The organism is Sulfolobus sp. A20 (assembly GCF_001719125.1).
In the GTDB taxonomy this organism is placed as follows: Archaea; Thermoproteota; Thermoprotei_A; order Sulfolobales; family Sulfolobaceae; genus Saccharolobus.
The window spans coordinates 1,460,249-1,475,395 of the sequence record NZ_CP017006.1 but is presented as its reverse complement, the minus strand read 5'-3'; the positions used below and the strand labels follow the sequence as shown (position 1 = coordinate 1,475,395).

At 35.8% G+C, this 15,147-nt stretch carries 15 protein-coding genes and 1 pseudogene; 10 read left to right on the top strand and 6 right to left on the bottom strand.

Features of this window, described 5'->3' with window-relative positions; translation table 11 throughout:
* Positions 1 to 15: 15 nt before the first annotated feature.
* Both BFU36_RS07795 and BFU36_RS14400 read right to left on the bottom strand, forming a co-directional pair.
* Entirely contained in the window at positions 16 to 966 is a 951-nt protein-coding gene (locus BFU36_RS07795; RefSeq protein ID WP_069283167.1) for a glycosyltransferase family 2 protein, read from the bottom strand.
* Positions 967 to 1,113: 147 nt separating this feature from the next.
* Positions 1,114 to 1,245, bottom strand: coding sequence for a hypothetical protein (locus BFU36_RS14400; RefSeq protein WP_257784667.1), 132 nt, complete (start codon positions 1,243 to 1,245; stop codon positions 1,114 to 1,116).
* 48 nt (positions 1,246 to 1,293) lie between these two features.
* On the opposite strand from BFU36_RS14400, the gene BFU36_RS07790 reads away from it, so the two are divergent.
* The 7 genes from BFU36_RS07790 to BFU36_RS07760 all read left to right on the top strand — a co-directional run bounded on the left by BFU36_RS07790 (position 1,294) and on the right by BFU36_RS07760 (position 9,339).
* Positions 1,294 to 1,887 carry a class I SAM-dependent methyltransferase gene (locus BFU36_RS07790; protein ID WP_069283165.1) on the top strand — a complete coding sequence of 198 codons (594 nt, stop codon included), beginning with the start codon at positions 1,294 to 1,296 and terminating at the stop codon, positions 1,885 to 1,887.
* Between the two features lie 153 nt (positions 1,888 to 2,040).
* The gene (thiC, locus tag BFU36_RS07785) at positions 2,041 to 3,324 is read left to right on the top strand and encodes a phosphomethylpyrimidine synthase ThiC (protein WP_069283163.1); all 1,284 of its coding nucleotides are present in this window, start codon (positions 2,041 to 2,043) and stop codon (positions 3,322 to 3,324) included.
* A gap of 29 nt (positions 3,325 to 3,353) precedes the next feature.
* On the top strand, positions 3,354 to 3,914 hold the full coding sequence (locus BFU36_RS07780) for an ATP cone domain-containing protein (RefSeq protein WP_069283161.1): 561 nt from the start codon (positions 3,354 to 3,356) through the stop codon (positions 3,912 to 3,914).
* Between the two features lie 250 nt (positions 3,915 to 4,164).
* Positions 4,165 to 5,841 carry a dihydroxy-acid dehydratase gene (ilvD, locus tag BFU36_RS07775; protein WP_069283159.1) on the top strand — a complete coding sequence of 559 codons (1,677 nt, stop codon included), beginning with the start codon at positions 4,165 to 4,167 and terminating at the stop codon, positions 5,839 to 5,841.
* Between the two features lie 22 nt (positions 5,842 to 5,863).
* Positions 5,864 to 7,264, top strand: coding sequence for a carboxypeptidase M32 (locus tag BFU36_RS07770; protein ID WP_069283157.1), 1,401 nt, complete (start codon positions 5,864 to 5,866; stop codon positions 7,262 to 7,264).
* A 979-nt stretch (positions 7,265 to 8,243) separates the two neighbouring features.
* Positions 8,244 to 8,621, top strand: coding sequence for a GIY-YIG nuclease family protein (locus BFU36_RS07765; protein WP_069283155.1), 378 nt, complete (start codon positions 8,244 to 8,246; stop codon positions 8,619 to 8,621).
* A gap of 22 nt (positions 8,622 to 8,643) precedes the next feature.
* Entirely contained in the window at positions 8,644 to 9,339 is a 696-nt protein-coding gene (locus tag BFU36_RS07760) for a DUF3834 domain-containing protein (protein WP_069284667.1), read from the top strand.
* A gap of 149 nt (positions 9,340 to 9,488) precedes the next feature.
* On the opposite strand, the gene BFU36_RS07755 is transcribed toward BFU36_RS07760, so the two are convergent.
* The 3 genes and pseudogenes from BFU36_RS07755 to BFU36_RS07750 form a co-directional block, all read right to left on the bottom strand.
* The gene (locus BFU36_RS07755) at positions 9,489 to 10,208 is read right to left on the bottom strand and encodes a PD-(D/E)XK nuclease family protein (protein WP_069283153.1); all 720 of its coding nucleotides are present in this window, start codon (positions 10,206 to 10,208) and stop codon (positions 9,489 to 9,491) included.
* Positions 10,209 to 10,374: 166 nt separating this feature from the next.
* A pseudogene (locus BFU36_RS14260) lies at positions 10,375 to 10,491 on the bottom strand (hypothetical protein); the annotation flags it as partial.
* Between the two features lie 175 nt (positions 10,492 to 10,666).
* Positions 10,667 to 10,855, bottom strand: coding sequence for a hypothetical protein (locus BFU36_RS07750; RefSeq protein ID WP_143577233.1), 189 nt, complete (start codon positions 10,853 to 10,855; stop codon positions 10,667 to 10,669).
* A gap of 142 nt (positions 10,856 to 10,997) precedes the next feature.
* Here BFU36_RS07750 and BFU36_RS07745 point away from each other — a divergent pair, with 142 nt between their 5' ends.
* Both BFU36_RS07745 and BFU36_RS07740 read left to right on the top strand, forming a co-directional pair.
* The gene (locus BFU36_RS07745; protein WP_069283145.1) at positions 10,998 to 11,741 is read left to right on the top strand and encodes an ATP-binding cassette domain-containing protein; all 744 of its coding nucleotides are present in this window, start codon (positions 10,998 to 11,000) and stop codon (positions 11,739 to 11,741) included.
* A complete protein-coding gene (locus BFU36_RS07740; RefSeq protein ID WP_069283143.1) occupies positions 11,707 to 12,768 on the top strand; it encodes a hypothetical protein in 1,062 nt (353 codons plus the stop codon). The genes BFU36_RS07745 and BFU36_RS07740 overlap by 35 nt, the downstream gene beginning before the upstream one ends.
* A gap of 406 nt (positions 12,769 to 13,174) precedes the next feature.
* Here BFU36_RS07740 and BFU36_RS07735 read toward each other — a convergent pair whose 3' ends face one another.
* The gene (locus tag BFU36_RS07735; RefSeq protein ID WP_083216368.1) at positions 13,175 to 13,912 is read right to left on the bottom strand and encodes a Rossmann-like domain-containing protein; all 738 of its coding nucleotides are present in this window, start codon (positions 13,910 to 13,912) and stop codon (positions 13,175 to 13,177) included.
* Between the two features lie 96 nt (positions 13,913 to 14,008).
* On the opposite strand from BFU36_RS07735, the gene BFU36_RS07730 reads away from it, so the two are divergent.
* The gene (locus BFU36_RS07730; RefSeq protein ID WP_069284666.1) at positions 14,009 to 14,824 is read left to right on the top strand and encodes a DUF1028 domain-containing protein; all 816 of its coding nucleotides are present in this window, start codon (positions 14,009 to 14,011) and stop codon (positions 14,822 to 14,824) included.
* Positions 14,825 to 15,147: the final 323 nt, after the last annotated feature.

Below are 15,147 nucleotides of genomic sequence, written 5' to 3'. Positions count from 1 at the left end.
AAATATAATTTTTTCTCACTCATATTTCACTATTTCAGCATTATTGAAATCTAGAAACTTCTTCATTAAATCTTCACTATAGTAATATAATCTAAAGAAATTATGCCTTGATTTCGATAAGGCCTTTTTTACGTAAGGTATTTTATGGCAAAACTCTGAATTTAGGTCCACCTTCATCTTTCTTTTTATGATCGCTAAATCCCTTAACAACATAGAGAAAAACATATCGTTTCTATTAAACCCAAAGTCAGTTGGATCTTTAAGATTAGTTATGAATAAATAAATACTGTACAATCTATTGCCTATTCCCTTCTGATTCATATATCTACCTTTAAGCAATGCTGATATATAGAATGGTAGGTAAATAGGAATTCTTCTTAACCTCACTTCGTCCAAATTGTTACCAGCTCTAAAATGATCCGTTTGGATTCTCCATATCCTCTTTAACTTACCTATCTTGGAAGAGGCATATCTACCTTCTCTTAGTCCAATTACCTTTGAGTTATATCCTACCACTAAGGGAAAAAATGTGTTTACTCCTATTCTGGTCACTAACTCGCTATCCTCCCCTGCGTTTAAGTCTTTCCATCCTCCCTTCTCAACAATGGTCTCTTTATATGCAATGAAAATTGGTTGAAACCCACTTATACTTAACTTATCTATGTTTAATTCCATAGCTTTTTCTAGGTTTTTATTATATATTACATCCAAATGAATATATGCTGTTATGGAACCATCTGGACAATACCTAATAGCATAGTCCATTCCTTTTCCTCTAGAAGATTTATATCTCAATATTGTTAAATTGTATTCTTTTTCCATTTCCTTTAGAATCTCGTAAGTTCCGTCTGTGGAAAACGAGTCAACTATAACTATCTTATCGTATATAGGAGAGAAGAAGGATTTAATACTGTCCCTAACGTAGTTAGCGTTATTATAAACTGTACCATATAGACAATATTTCATTAGGAAAAAAGGAATAAGGTAAATTATTAAAGTTAATTCTATATATTTGACTCGCTATGAAATTTTTATAAACGGAAAAGAAAAATCATCCTTTAGGGCAGGGAAAAGGGGAGATCTGACTTCCTCCCCGCCATAAATGGCGAGGCTTTACCTTACTTTGTAAAAAACCTTGTTATCTAGCTTGATTTCCACCTTTAAGGGCGAGGATTCTCCTCCCTTTATCGAATTTCTTGACTTCCTTCCCGCCCTAAATGGTGAGGCTTGTCGTTTCTTTGACATCTATGCCAAGCAATAAGATTAAAAATATTATGAAAGTTAATTATTGTTATGGAAATATTAGAAAATATATTTAAGAGGAGCCTACGTGAATACTTAAAAGAGGCTGATGAGGTAAATGATAGGATAGAAAAAATTTTACGTAACTCTTTCCCTTATGCTTTAAGTAAAAGTAAGAGGGGAATACTTTATGCGATAGTAAAGCATGTTAATCCAAGTATAGTCATTGAGACTGGAATAGGTCCAGGTGTGTCCTCAACTATAATACTTTCAGCCCTTACTAATGGAACTCTTTACTCAATAGATGTTAGAGATAAATTAGAAAACGGTAAACCAATCGGTTTCTTAGTACCAGAGGAACTTCGCCATAAATGGAAGGTTTACATTGGGGAGAGTAGAATAATGTTACCTAAGATATTAAACGAAGTAAAGAAAGTCGATATTTTCCTACACGATAGTGAGCATACGTTTGAAAACGTAATGTTTGAGTTAACTACGGTTTGGGAAAAGTTGGAAAAAGGAGGGATAATACTCATTGATAACTTAGATTTCACTGAAGCGCCCCGGGTGTTTTCAAGAAACATGGGTATCAATTTGTATAGATTGTCAGATGAAGCAGGAGGTCTAGGATTGATAATAAAATGATTTTTAAACTAAGTTTCTAATTAAAAACTTACCATTATATTTTAGTGAACTATAATATTTTAAAATTTTTAACCTAATTAATATAATAAGAGAAGTGGGAGTATTTTAGGTTATAATAATGTTTATAAGTTACTTTTTATCAAATTACTTATAATGAGTATAATAGATGAAGCGAGAAACGGAATCATAACGGATGAGATAAAAAAGATAAGTAAAATAGAAAAAGTAAGTCCAGATAAGATAAGAAGGAGAGTAGCTGAAGGAAAGGTCATTGTTATTAGAAACATTAGGAGACCCAGTAAGAGAATAATTGCCATTGGTAAGGGATTGACAACAAAGGTTAACGTGAATATTGGAACTTCGAGCGAAGTTGTAAACTTAGACATGGAATTAGAGAAAGTTAAGATTTCCAATAGATGGGGAGATACGTTAATGGACTTATCGACTGGCGGAGATTTAGACTACATAAGGAGAAGAATTATAGAAGCTAGTGATTTACCTGTGGGAACAGTACCAGTCTATCAAGTGTTCATAGAGTCATTTAAGAAGAAGAGTGGTGGGGCATATTTCTCAGAAGATGATTTGCTAAATACCATAGAGAAACACTTGAAGGACGGAGTTGCGTTCATGACTATCCATGCAGGAATAACTAAGGAAATGGGTATTAAAGCGTTGAAGAGTAATAGGATAATTCCAATAGTGTCTAGGGGAGGTGATATGATATTAGGGTGGATGATACACAACAACTCTGAGAATCCTTATAGAAAGAACTGGTCCTATGTGTTAGAAATGTTTAAGGAGTACGATGCCGTAATATCGTTAGGAGATGCTCTAAGACCTGGGGCTATTGGTGATGCACATGATGAGTTCCAGATAGGAGAGTTGATAGAGACCGCTAGATTAGCTAAAGACGCTATAAACAAAGGTGTTCAAGTTATGATTGAGGGGCCAGGTCATGTCCCCTTGAATGAAATAGCCTGGGACGTTAAGCTGATGAAAAAGTTAAGCAACAGTGTCCCGTATTATGTTCTCGGTCCCTTGCCAATAGATGTAGGAGCACCTTATGATCATATCGCATCCGCAATAGGTGCAGCAATAGCTTCAGCCTCTGGAGCAGACTTGTTATGCTACTTAACCCCAGCTGAACACTTAAGTTTACCTAACGTTAACCAGGTAGAGGAAGGGGCAGTAGCTTATAGAATAGCTGCCCACGCTGGAGACGTTGTAAAACTGAAGAGAAGGAAGTGGGACGATGAGGTAAGTTACTATAGAGGAAAATTGGAATGGGATAAGATGATAAGTAAGCTGATATATCCTGAAAAAGCTATGGAAGTTTATACTCAGTTTGGGAAGCCTAACGTAAGGGCGTGTACAATGTGTGGAGGTTATTGTCCAATGATGTGGGCCATGGATCAAGTTAGAAAGTTAGGTCTATAATTTTTATTCTACTACTTTACATATAAATTATGGTAAGGATAAAGAAAAGAAATGGAGAATATGAAGAGTTTAACGAGACTAAACTATATAACTCAATTATTGCAACCGGAGCGTCTCCAGAAGTGGCTCACGATATCGTAGAGGAGGTTAAAAAGAAGTTAAAGGAAGGTATGTCTACAGATGAGATAAGGAGGATAGTCATGATTAAGCTTAAGGAATTAGACCCTAACGCACTAGAAGCTTGGAAGTTTTACGATAGAATAATGAAAGGGAGAATAACTTTTGATGATGGAAAAGCAATAGTTGTGGAAAAGGGACATTTATATCTAGGAAGGAAGGTCTCAGACTTTGGCGGTAAAGGACTCATAAATTCTGATCAAGTAAAGGAGATATTAGATGAGTTACAAGAAGACTTAGATTACGGTTTAAGTAGAGCAACAATTAATGCTAGACTATACGCATTATTTATGGGAGTCTTGAGAAGTAAACAGATGCCTAAAAACGAGAAAGAGAAATCAGTCAAATTGATTAATGAGTTTAGGGAGAAATTAGGATGGAAGCCTTACGAGTTAAAAAGACCAATTGAATAATCCATATACCACGGAAAAAGTATTAGACTAGTTCTGTTATATTAATCTGTGCATTCAGCTGACTTCATTTTCGTCATAAATAGCGAGGCTTTCTTCGCTTCATAATTCTTCTATGGTATACGCTGAATGAGAACCATTATGAAATGAAAACCTTTTCCTTCAAAGCTTTCTTCACTTTCACGTTAATTAACTAGTTTAGTCTAAACTTTTTAACATATTTGCTTATTTACTCCAGAAAATTATTTAACATATGCCTAAGTTAAATAGTCCTTCAAGATATCATGGAATATATAATGCACCTCATAGAGCGTTCCTCAGATCTATAGGTTTAACTGACGTCGAAATACAAAAACCATTAGTTGCATTAGCTACAGCATGGAGTGAAGCTGGACCATGTAATTTTCATACATTAACCTTAGCCAGAGTTGCAAAAGAAGGTGTTAAAGAAGCTGGTTTAACTCCATTAGCTTTTCCCACGATGGTAGTTAACGATAACATAGGTATGGGAAGCGAGGGGATGAGGTATAGTTTAGTTAGTAGAGACTTGATAGCTGATATGGTTGAGGCTCAATTTAACGCCCATGCATTTGACGCATTAGTAGGGATTGGTGGGTGTGATAAGACAACTCCAGGCATTTTAATGGCTATGGCTAGGTTAAATGTTCCATCAATCTACGTCTATGGAGGCTCAGCTGAGCCAGGGTTTTTCTTAGGAAGGAGATTAACCATAGAAGATGTTCATGAAGCTATTGGTGCTTACATAGGGAAAAAGATAGGCGAGTATGAATTGTATGAAATAGAGAAAAGGGCTCATCCAACTTTGGGCACTTGTGCTGGTTTATTTACGGCAAATACAATGGCTAGTATGTCTGAAGCCTTGGGAATGGCGTTACCGGGTAGTGCTTCTCCAACAGCTACTTCGTCGAGAAGAGTGATGTATGTCAGAGAGACTGGAAAGAGTATAGGCATACTCTTGGAAAACGGAATAAAATCAAGGGATATACTTACATATGAAGCCTTTGAAAACGCAATTACTACCTTAATGGCTATGGGAGGTTCAACAAACGCAGTATTACATTTATTAGCAATAGCTTATGAAGCAGGAGTAAAATTAACTCTAGACGATTTTAATAGAATTTCTAGAAAAACACCTTATATTGCTAGTATGAAGCCCGGTGGAGAATATGTAATGGCTGATCTAGATGAAGTTGGAGGTGTTCCTTTAGTTTTAAAGAAGCTACTAGAGCATGGTTTATTGCACGGTGACGTGCTCACCGTTACTGGGAAGACTATGAAACAAAACCTAGAAGAGTACAAATTACCTAATGTCTCGCACTCTCATATAGTTAGAGATCCCAGTAATCCGTTTAAACCTAGGGGAGGTATTGTAATATTAAAGGGATCATTAGCCCCAGAAGGTGCTGTCATAAAGGTTGCCGCAACTAATGTGACTAAGTTTGAGGGAAAAGCAAAGGTATATAACTCAGAGGATGATGCATTCAAAGGAATACAAAATAATGAGGTTAAGGAGGGAGAAGTGGTAGTAATAAGATATGAAGGTCCTAAAGGCGCCCCTGGTATGCCAGAGATGTTAAGAGTTACTGCTGCAATAATGGGAGCTGGATTGAATAACGTAGCAATGGTAACTGATGGGAGGTTTTCTGGGGCAACGAGAGGACCTATGGTAGGTCATGTAGCCCCGGAAGCTATGGTCGGAGGACCTATAGCTGTAGTTCAAGATGGAGATACTATAGTAATAGATGTGGAGAATGAGAGACTCGATTTAAAGTTACCAGAAGAGGAAATAAAGAATAGGTTAAAGAAGTGGTCTCCACCAGAGCCTAGATATAAGTCTGGTTTATTAGCGAAGTACGCCTCATTAGTTAGTCAAGCATCAATGGGAGCTGTAACTAAACCAGTTTTTTAAACTATTATGTACTTTTTTATATATGTACGAAGATATTTGGTCGATCGAGCACGCAATAAGTCTACTTGGGTGGGATATACAAACCTACATGCCACCTTCTGGAGCTAATGCTAGGGGAGAAGCTTTAGCGAGATTGAGTAATATTAGGAGGAAATTATTGTTAAGTATTAGGAAAGACGTAGAGAAATTAGAACCAAAAAATGAGAGGGAAGAGGGATTAAAGAGAGTGTTAGAAAGGGAATATAAGTACATTGATAGTGTACCGGAAGAGTTAGATATGAAATTGAATAAGATAACTTCAGAAGCTACTGTAGTTTGGAGAGAAGCTAGGACTAAGAACGATTTTAAATTATTTAAACCCTACTTAGAGCAAATAATTGAACTCAATAGGGAAATAGCCCAAAGATTAGGATATAATGATCACATTTACTCAGCATTGTTAGACTTATATGAAGAGGGGTTTACTACAAATGAAGCTGATAGGGTTTTCAATGAACTTTTGCCGAATTTATCTAGAATTTTAAATAAGTTAGATGACAAATTTACTAGAAAATATCACTTCGAGGATGACAAGTACGACATTAGTGTAATGAGCAGAATAATCGAGAAAATAGCTTTTGAGATTTTGAAGATGCCTAGGGATAGGTTTAGGATAGATATTTCACCTCATCCTTTTACAACTTCAATGAGTAGAGATGACGTAAGAATCACTGTTAGATATGAGGGATACGACTTCAAGAGGGTAATATTTTCATTAATACATGAAAGTGGACATGCCATATATGAACTACAAATTGACCGTGAACTGGAATACACTCCATTAGCTAGATCTCCCTCAATGGGCTTACATGAGTCACAGTCTAGATTTTGGGAAAATGTAATAGGAAGGAGTTTAGAGTTTACCAGGTTAATCTACCCATACTTAAACGTAAAGGACCCAGTCGAGGATGTGTATTATTATTTCAATAATGTGAAAAGGCAACCAATAAGAGTTGACGCTGACGAAGTTACATATAATTTCCACATAGCTATAAGGTATGAGATAGAGAAGAAGGCTATTGAAGGGAGTATTAACGCAAGCGACTTTCCTTCACTATTTGATGATCTAATGGAAAAATATTTGGGAATAAGACCTAGAAATGTAGGAGAAGGAGTTTTACAAGACGTTCACTGGAGTCAAGGATCGTTTGGATACTTTCCAACTTACACTCTAGGAAACATTATAGCTGGAATGACTTACTATCATTTAAAAAGGGAAATTGGGTTTAACGTAAATGACATAGACGGTATTAAGGAGTGGTTAAGGAATAAAATACACAAATACGGTGCAATTTACCCGCCTAAGGAACTTCAGCTTAAAGCGTTTAACGAGGCATATAATCCTGCTAGGCTTATACAGTATTTAGAGGAGAAATACGTTTAAGTTTTTTAAGACAAGTTTATCTGTCTCCAAATTTGAAGAGCTCTCACGTGAGCTTGAGCAATTTTCTCATTGACTAGAGGACTTCATAGGGGGCTTCGAGAGGTAATAACAATAGACCAAATAGCCTAATACGGACCAACGGGACTATGGCGTTCTCAATAGCCATTTACGACCCCTAATGAAGAAGCTTAGAGAGTGGCGAGATGGTGAGTTTGTACCCTGGTTGAAGCCTAATGTTGGTGCAATAGCTACACGAGACTTAGCTAACAGAGGGTTAAAAATACTTAAGGAGGTGCATAACGTAAACTAGATTGTAAACATCTCAACACCTTCTGATCCTCTAATTGGTAAACTTTAAAGGGAATTCAGCTACCTTTACTGGAAAAGAGTACATCTCACATTTTAGGGAACAACTTCACTTTGACATACTACCTAAGAGTAAGTTCTAGAGGGGTTTGGGTTTCATCGGATCTCATATATATCGACCCTTGGGCTTCACGGGAGTCAAGCGAATTCTCCACCCTCATCCTCCTATGCCCCATTAGCGGGATAACCCCAACCCACAGTGGGGAAACATCTCGGGCTATGCAAGCCTTTCGGGATACATGCCCACATCTGGCGTTTTGTAAAAATATTAGTATGGAGTTGTATAAACTTAATTCTCTCACTGAAACTGCTTACCACGGCAATGACGAGAAAGGCTAAAACTCGCTTGAATTTTAGCTATAGTAATTATCCTTAGCTTGTCCAAACATGCTCCTATCATGTTGCACAAGCATCTATAACAGTAGATAAGCTTGAGAGGATGGGATTAGTAATAAGAAGAGTAAGGACTCTTGAAGATAGAAGGGTAGTTTTGGTTGAAATAAAGGATTAGAGGTATATAAAAGAGGTTGGAAATCTATTGCCCAACTTGCAAATGAGGTGTCGAAAGAGTTTAAAGACGATGAAATGATTTATCTCCTAAATTGTCTAAGTTATGAAGAGAAGTTATGTAGTATTTTTCGAGTGTGAAGACGGAAAGATTAAAGTAAAGAGTGGAAGGGAGTTTGAAATAGATAAAGGGATTTACGCTTATGTAGGTTCATGTGGAAGATATTGTGATAAAAGGATTTCTAGGCATCTGACGATAGAGAAAAAGAAGTTACACTGGCACGTTGATTACTTATCATACCTATGTGAACCTTTAGGCGTTATTGTATTACAGAAGGGTGAGAAGGAGATTGCGTCAACATTATCCTCAATATTCTCATCAATTAAAGACTTCGGATCCACTGACGATAAGGTCAATCGAAGTCATTTGTTCAAGGTAGAGATTGACAAGGCTATTAAAGTTTTACTCAAGAATACATATTAACGCGTTAAGTAATAATTTCATTATGCTTATAACGGCACCTTTTGCAGGTCCGGTATCATTTCCTTTACTAGTAGCTAAAGTGTATGGAAAGTTAGACTTCACACTAAAAGACATATCTGAAACTAACAAACCGGGGGATGTTATACTAGATTCGATAACTAACTTACCAGGTTATAGTGTAGACTATAAGATAGTAGCAGGAGTATATGTGAAGATGTACTCTTTAGTTGGGAACAAAAGCTCAAAAAAGATATTCACAATAAGGAAAGGTACTCTGGCTGATTATAATGCTAGACTTTACGCACTACTCACTGGCAAGGATGAAGTGATTAATACTACACCAGACGAGGCTATAAGGGAAGCTAGAAGGGAAAATTTAGCGTTAGTTGGAATTGAGGTTGAGGTTGGAGATAGTTTTGAGGAAGAGATGGCAAGACTTAACTCTTGGGTCCCATCTTGTATGATATACTCTAAAATTGATGCGGAAGATGTTCTGAAAGCTTACAAAGAGGGGATAAGGATAATTAAAGAGGATCCAAAAGGTTCAGCTCTAATTATATCATCACTTTCAAAGTACTACACTCAAGAAGTGATGGAGAGGATAATAGGCATTTACAATCACGCTCTAACGCAAAAGAAAGAGGATTTACTAAGGTCAATTGAGGTTTATTCTAAAGTATTACCAAGCGTGAAAAAGTTAAAGATTGATAATACGTAAGTTAGCTAAGAAGTGACCGTTATGAATTCGTGTTACCCTCTCGACTGTCCCTCAGATAGAAGCGAACGAGGGTAATCTCACTAAGGGAAGCAGCAAAATAATCCCCAAACAGTAACTCTGCTGAGGAAACATAACAATCCAGTGAACACTCAGTCGATATCCCCTGGTGTAATAATTCTTATTCCTAAACTCTGTGCTCTGGCAATAATCCTATCTGGGTATTTATCATCAACTATAGACGTTATAACTAAAATTTCGTCAATTTTTACATTCTTTACCTTTTCATAAAATTCCTTCTTCTTAAGGAAAGTATGTATATCACCTCTCTTTAGACCAGAAGTAATTTCTACCATTATTGTCCTCCCGTCTTTTACAACAATGTCTATCTCTACATCTGAGGGTTCATCATATACAAAGCCAGAACTATCATAAAGTAGTTCTCTCTTTATGGTAAATCCTGCATCACTTAGCAGTTCTAGAACACCTTTTCTGAAGACCTCTTCCGTTTTTACTCCCCACCTACCTCCAATACCGTTCACAAAGGTCTCAAACTTTTTCTCTATGTTCTTTAATTGTGTCTCGAAATTCTCTCTAACCTTCTTTATGTCTTCCTTAGTAGACATTCTATTCTCAATATTTCCTGTTCTACTCTCTATTTCTTTCCTAAGGTTTTCCAGATCTTCTTTAGTAGACATTCTCCTCTCCAACTCTCTCCTGAGGTTCTCTAAATCGCTCTTAGTAGCCAAATTCTGCCATGGTGTTAACTTCGCTAATGCCTCATAAATTATTTCAGGCTTCGCAGTGAGGACATCAACTAGAATCGATGGGTTTTGTAGTAATACCTTCTTTATCTCTTCAGCTTCTACCACAAGATAATATGGAGATACAAAGTTTATAAACCCAAACGGTAATATCCATCTTCAGCTTTTACCACAAGATAATAACAGGCTTAAAAATATTTGAGTTCCTCCCCTTAGATCCCCTTATCGATTCTCACTTGAAAAACAGTTGAGAGGCTCAGAGAACCATATAAGTTCATGATAGCAATGACATCACGACCGTTCTCATAACCACACTTTGCACAACGATAGTACCTATAACTAACCTCTTCCAGCCTTTCCCACACTTAGGACAATTTATAGAGGAGAAACTAGGGTCAACATAAGCAACTTTAAGACCATACTTCTCAGCCTCCTATTCAATCCAATACTGAATACGACGATATTGCATCAGATAAAGCCTATCCCTAAAACTTATTGCTAGCTTTTTCACTCTTCTAATCAAATCCTCTAAGAAGATGGCTTAGCGACTTAGCCGTATCAACAACTCACTTTTCTGGCAGAGTATTTTCCTTAGCCCTTCTGTGAAAATGTTTAACCTTGTTAGTTATCTTTTCGTTTTCCTCCCACCTCTTTTGCAGTCCCTCAGCTAAACTCTTGAGATGGTAAGCGTCATCTAGACGAGTTGGTATCCTAACGTATTTTTTATCATCCTTACCAACTAGAACCTCACTCATATTCAACAACACCATCTTTAGCTTTAAGCTCATGATAACCCTTCAGAAGGGAGACCTTAAGGAAGGCTTTGTTACCTCTTAAAACAAGCCTCCTTTACTTCCCAATTATCTTTTAATAGCTCTGAATGAAGATAATACTCATGTGCTACAAGCGATTAATGTTAATTTGATAATAGATAGAAAATCAGTTATAAAGAACGTCAATCTGAACGTTAGTAAAAACGAGAGGATAGGAATTGTTGGTTTACATCACGCTGGTAAAACCTTATTGATGGAAGTATTAGCTGGGGATATGAAACCTTCTAAAGGAAAAGTATTATTGGATGGAGAGAAAATTGATAAGCGAAAGATATGCTATATTCCTCAGTTTCCAAAGTTTCCTTTAGTTCTGAAGGCTAAAGAGATAATGAGTTATATAGGCAAAGATTTTCTCAGTTTGCTTGATGAAGTCGAAATCGATAAGGAGAAGAAGGTAAAGGACATGTCATTTGATGAAAAAAGGAGGCTCTATTACGCTTTATCGTTACCTTTCTCTCCAAAATATTTATTAATAGACGACATCTCATTTATTTCACGTTCGACTAGGGAGATAGTAAGTAGGTTCAAAGGAGGAGTAATTATAGCTCATCATAACCTAAGAGATGTTTGGGATTTAGTTGATAAAATTGCAGTAATGTCTGACGGTAAAATTGTCTTTTCATCCCTTAAGGAAGACTTTGAGTATAAGATAATAAAATATAAGGATGAGAACGAGAAAGACGAGGAAGCTTGGGTGAAATTAAAAGATGATAGTTTAAAAAAAGTATTAATAGAAAGGGGTATAAAATTTCAAGAGATAAATGTGACGCCAGATGAGGTTTTCCTACATTTTTACGCTAGAAGTTAGACGTATCTTGATAACCTTTTCATTTATATTACTTATAGGACTAAGTTCCTCAATTCTTCTCGTACAACTCCCTACATTCTCCGCAAACATTGTTGGAGTTTCCGAAGCCTCAGTTTACGGAATAAGAGTTGTTGGTTATGTATTTAATTCTCACGGGGAAGGTTTACCTTCTAAAATAATAATACAATACTATAAACATGAGTATACTTTTACTACTTTTAACGGATCATTTAATATCTTTCTTAATGTGACGTATATAGATGGGAGCACAATAAAGTTAAATATAGAGCCGATAATATTTTCACCTATCTTCTCCTATCAATTTACACTAGTCCCAAATCACTTTATCACCTTTTCTCATGTCTCCTCCGCTATTGAAGGAATTAATACACAGACATTATCCATGATAAGTGTTAAGGGAAAAACGTTCATTGCGGCTGATCCTAATTTGTATCAATATCTAGTGTCTAATGGAAAATATGTAAGTTTAAACTATTACCTTCTTGAAGTCAACTCAGATAACGTTTCATTACCTTACGAAGCTCCCTTGATCTATTATGGTAATTCTTTAATTTTGCAATCTCTCTCTCCTCACCTCACTGTGCTCTTAGTCACAATCTTTGCCTTAATTGACGTTTTTAATTACTTTGAACTATCAGTATTTCCTAGAGGAGAATTAAAGGGCATAATTAGATTTGTTGGAATTGAAAGGATATATTTTAGTAAGTTACTGGCTGGATTAATCCTAACGTTAATACTTTCAACTATATCATTTATCACTTTTCTTGAAATAAGTGGGATTCTAGAGATGTCAATACTCGTCAAATACTTAATTGATAGCTTAGCATTTTATTTAGGAACTTTTGGTTTATCTCCATTTGGATCTAAAAATATGATTTACTCTTCAGTGACTTTAGGTATATATATTATTGGATTAACGTACTATGTTAACTATGCCTATGTTTTACTAACTTCATTACTTATAATAATTGGGTACCTAAAGTTGAAATATAATATTTTTTCATAAGGATACGTTAATAAATTTAAAGTCAGTATAATAATTTTCACTTAACCTAAATAGTAATTTAGGATAAAATTAGAGAATCATAAGCAGTTTTAATGGATTCTCGTCAATGCTTGAATCAAATATTTAAAATTCAGACGTTACCTTAAGATTTGATTTCCTGCTCTAAATAGCGACGCCTCCTTATTTTCTCATCTCTAAGCGAGTTATATCTTACGTGAAAAATGTTTAGGGTGATAAATTATTTCGTTAGAAATTCGCTAAAACTCATTTAAATTAGTTTTTTGGAATAAACTTCTGACCTTCTCTCTAAAGGGCGAGGTTTTCTTTTTTCGTGTATAAAACACGTAAAACTTCGCTAGTAAAGAGGAAGTCAGCCCTTAGACTCTTAACCTTTAACTCTAACGTATTACCTGAATTTTATAATGAAAGAAAGATCTCCTTCCAATTTTTTTGGATCAATCATTCCTAATCCTTGCCTTATCTTCTTCATTAGCCTTTGTGCGTTATTCACCTTAATTCCAGCTAACGCATCAACCCCAAACTCAAACAGTGTATCTAACATTGGAGTACTTGGACCAACTAGTATTGTATAAGCGTTTCTAGATAGTTCTAATAGCCTGTCTATGGACTTGTTTATTATAGCACTTGCAGTAATTATTACTACATCAGCATTAGGAATAAAGTATTCTGATGCAGTTGATAAATACACTTCGTTTGATGGGTCAACGAGGTAAGGGTTTATCTCTAATACTACAAACTCCCTTGCTACCTTCTTAAACTCCTCTATTCTAGGGAACTTTCCTATCATCACAATCCTCTTCCCCTTACCTACTTCCAAAGCTAAATCTAAACCACTACCCTCTCTATCACCTTTCGGGTCTATTATAGAATTTATTGATGCTAAGCCTACGCTAGCCTCTAATAAGTTCCACGATTTCAATAACTCTGCAAGTTCTCCAACACTCTTCTCCTCTAACTTGCCGACTTCTCTAATTTCACCTCTTCCTCCAGAAATGTATGTTAAAGCTAAGCCTAGATTTTTAGATAAAACATAAGTCCATCCTACGCCAATGGTCACCTCTTTTATACTCGTATCGTTTTCCTTTGCATAAGATATCAAATAATCTATTATTTTACTTTTCATAATTTGTAAGGAGTAATTCGCACTTATATGCTTAATCCGAAATATTTCTGACTATCAACAAGTAACCCTTATAACCTATTATGAGGAAATATGACTGTGACGTTCTCAATAGTCATTTACGACCCTAATGAAGAGGCATGGGGAATTGGAGTAGCAAGTAAGTTCTTAGCAGTTGGAGCTTTCGTGCCTTGGTTAAAGCCTAATGTAGGAGCAATAGCTACGCAAGCTTTAGCTAATTTAGAGTATGGAAGTAAGGGGCTAAGGCTTCTTGAGGAAGGTAAGTCAGCTAAGGAAGTAATTAACATTTTAATCTCGTCTGATCCCTTAAGAGAGAAGAGACAAGTTGGTGTAGTTGACTCTAAAGGTAATTCTTTCGCCTTTACTGGTAAGGAGTGTTACCCTTATGCATCTCACATAATAGGAGATAACTTCACGGTTCAGGGAAATATCTTAGCTGGTGAAGAAGTATTAGAGGCTATGGCAAGAGAAGCGGAAGGTAAGGGAAAAATCTATGAGAAAATACTAAGGGCGTTAAAGGCAGGAGAGAGCAAGGGTGGCGACAGAAGAGGTAAACAGAGTGCTTCCATAATTGTTGTGAAGAAACCTAGGGGGAGTGAAAACGAGTTTGATCCATTAGTTGTGGGGAAATATTTAGATCTGAGAGTTGACGATAATCCTGACCCTTTAAAAGAGATCGAAAGACTATTGGACTTATGGATAGCTACATTTCTTGATGAAGAGATGATAGAAATTAGACAATACTCTCAAGAGATAAAGGAAGCAATAAAGAAACTGGGTTATAATGATTTGAAGAGTTGGATAGAAATGAACAATTTTGAAGCAAAATTTACGGGAGATAAGATAGGTAAGAGCGTATTGAAAGTACTATTAGATCAAGCAAAGAGAAGTTAACTTACGGCAAAAGGTAACTATTTTTTAAAGTGATTTTATAACGTTGATCAATACTCCACCTTTAACAAGAAAGCCCAAATACATGTTGGAAAATCTATCCCTTCAATAATAATTTATTAATCTTACTAATTTTTCCAAATCGAACCTACTTCGAGTTTAAGCTTTAATATTTTACAAACAAGGATCGTATTATGGAGATGGTTTAAAAAAGTAAAATGTGCATTATTTTCCAGTCAATCAAGGAATCCTAATTAGTAATACTATTTCCTTAACAAATTAGTTAATGCATTAAAAATCAAGTCTCAATACAGTTAAAACAAAAA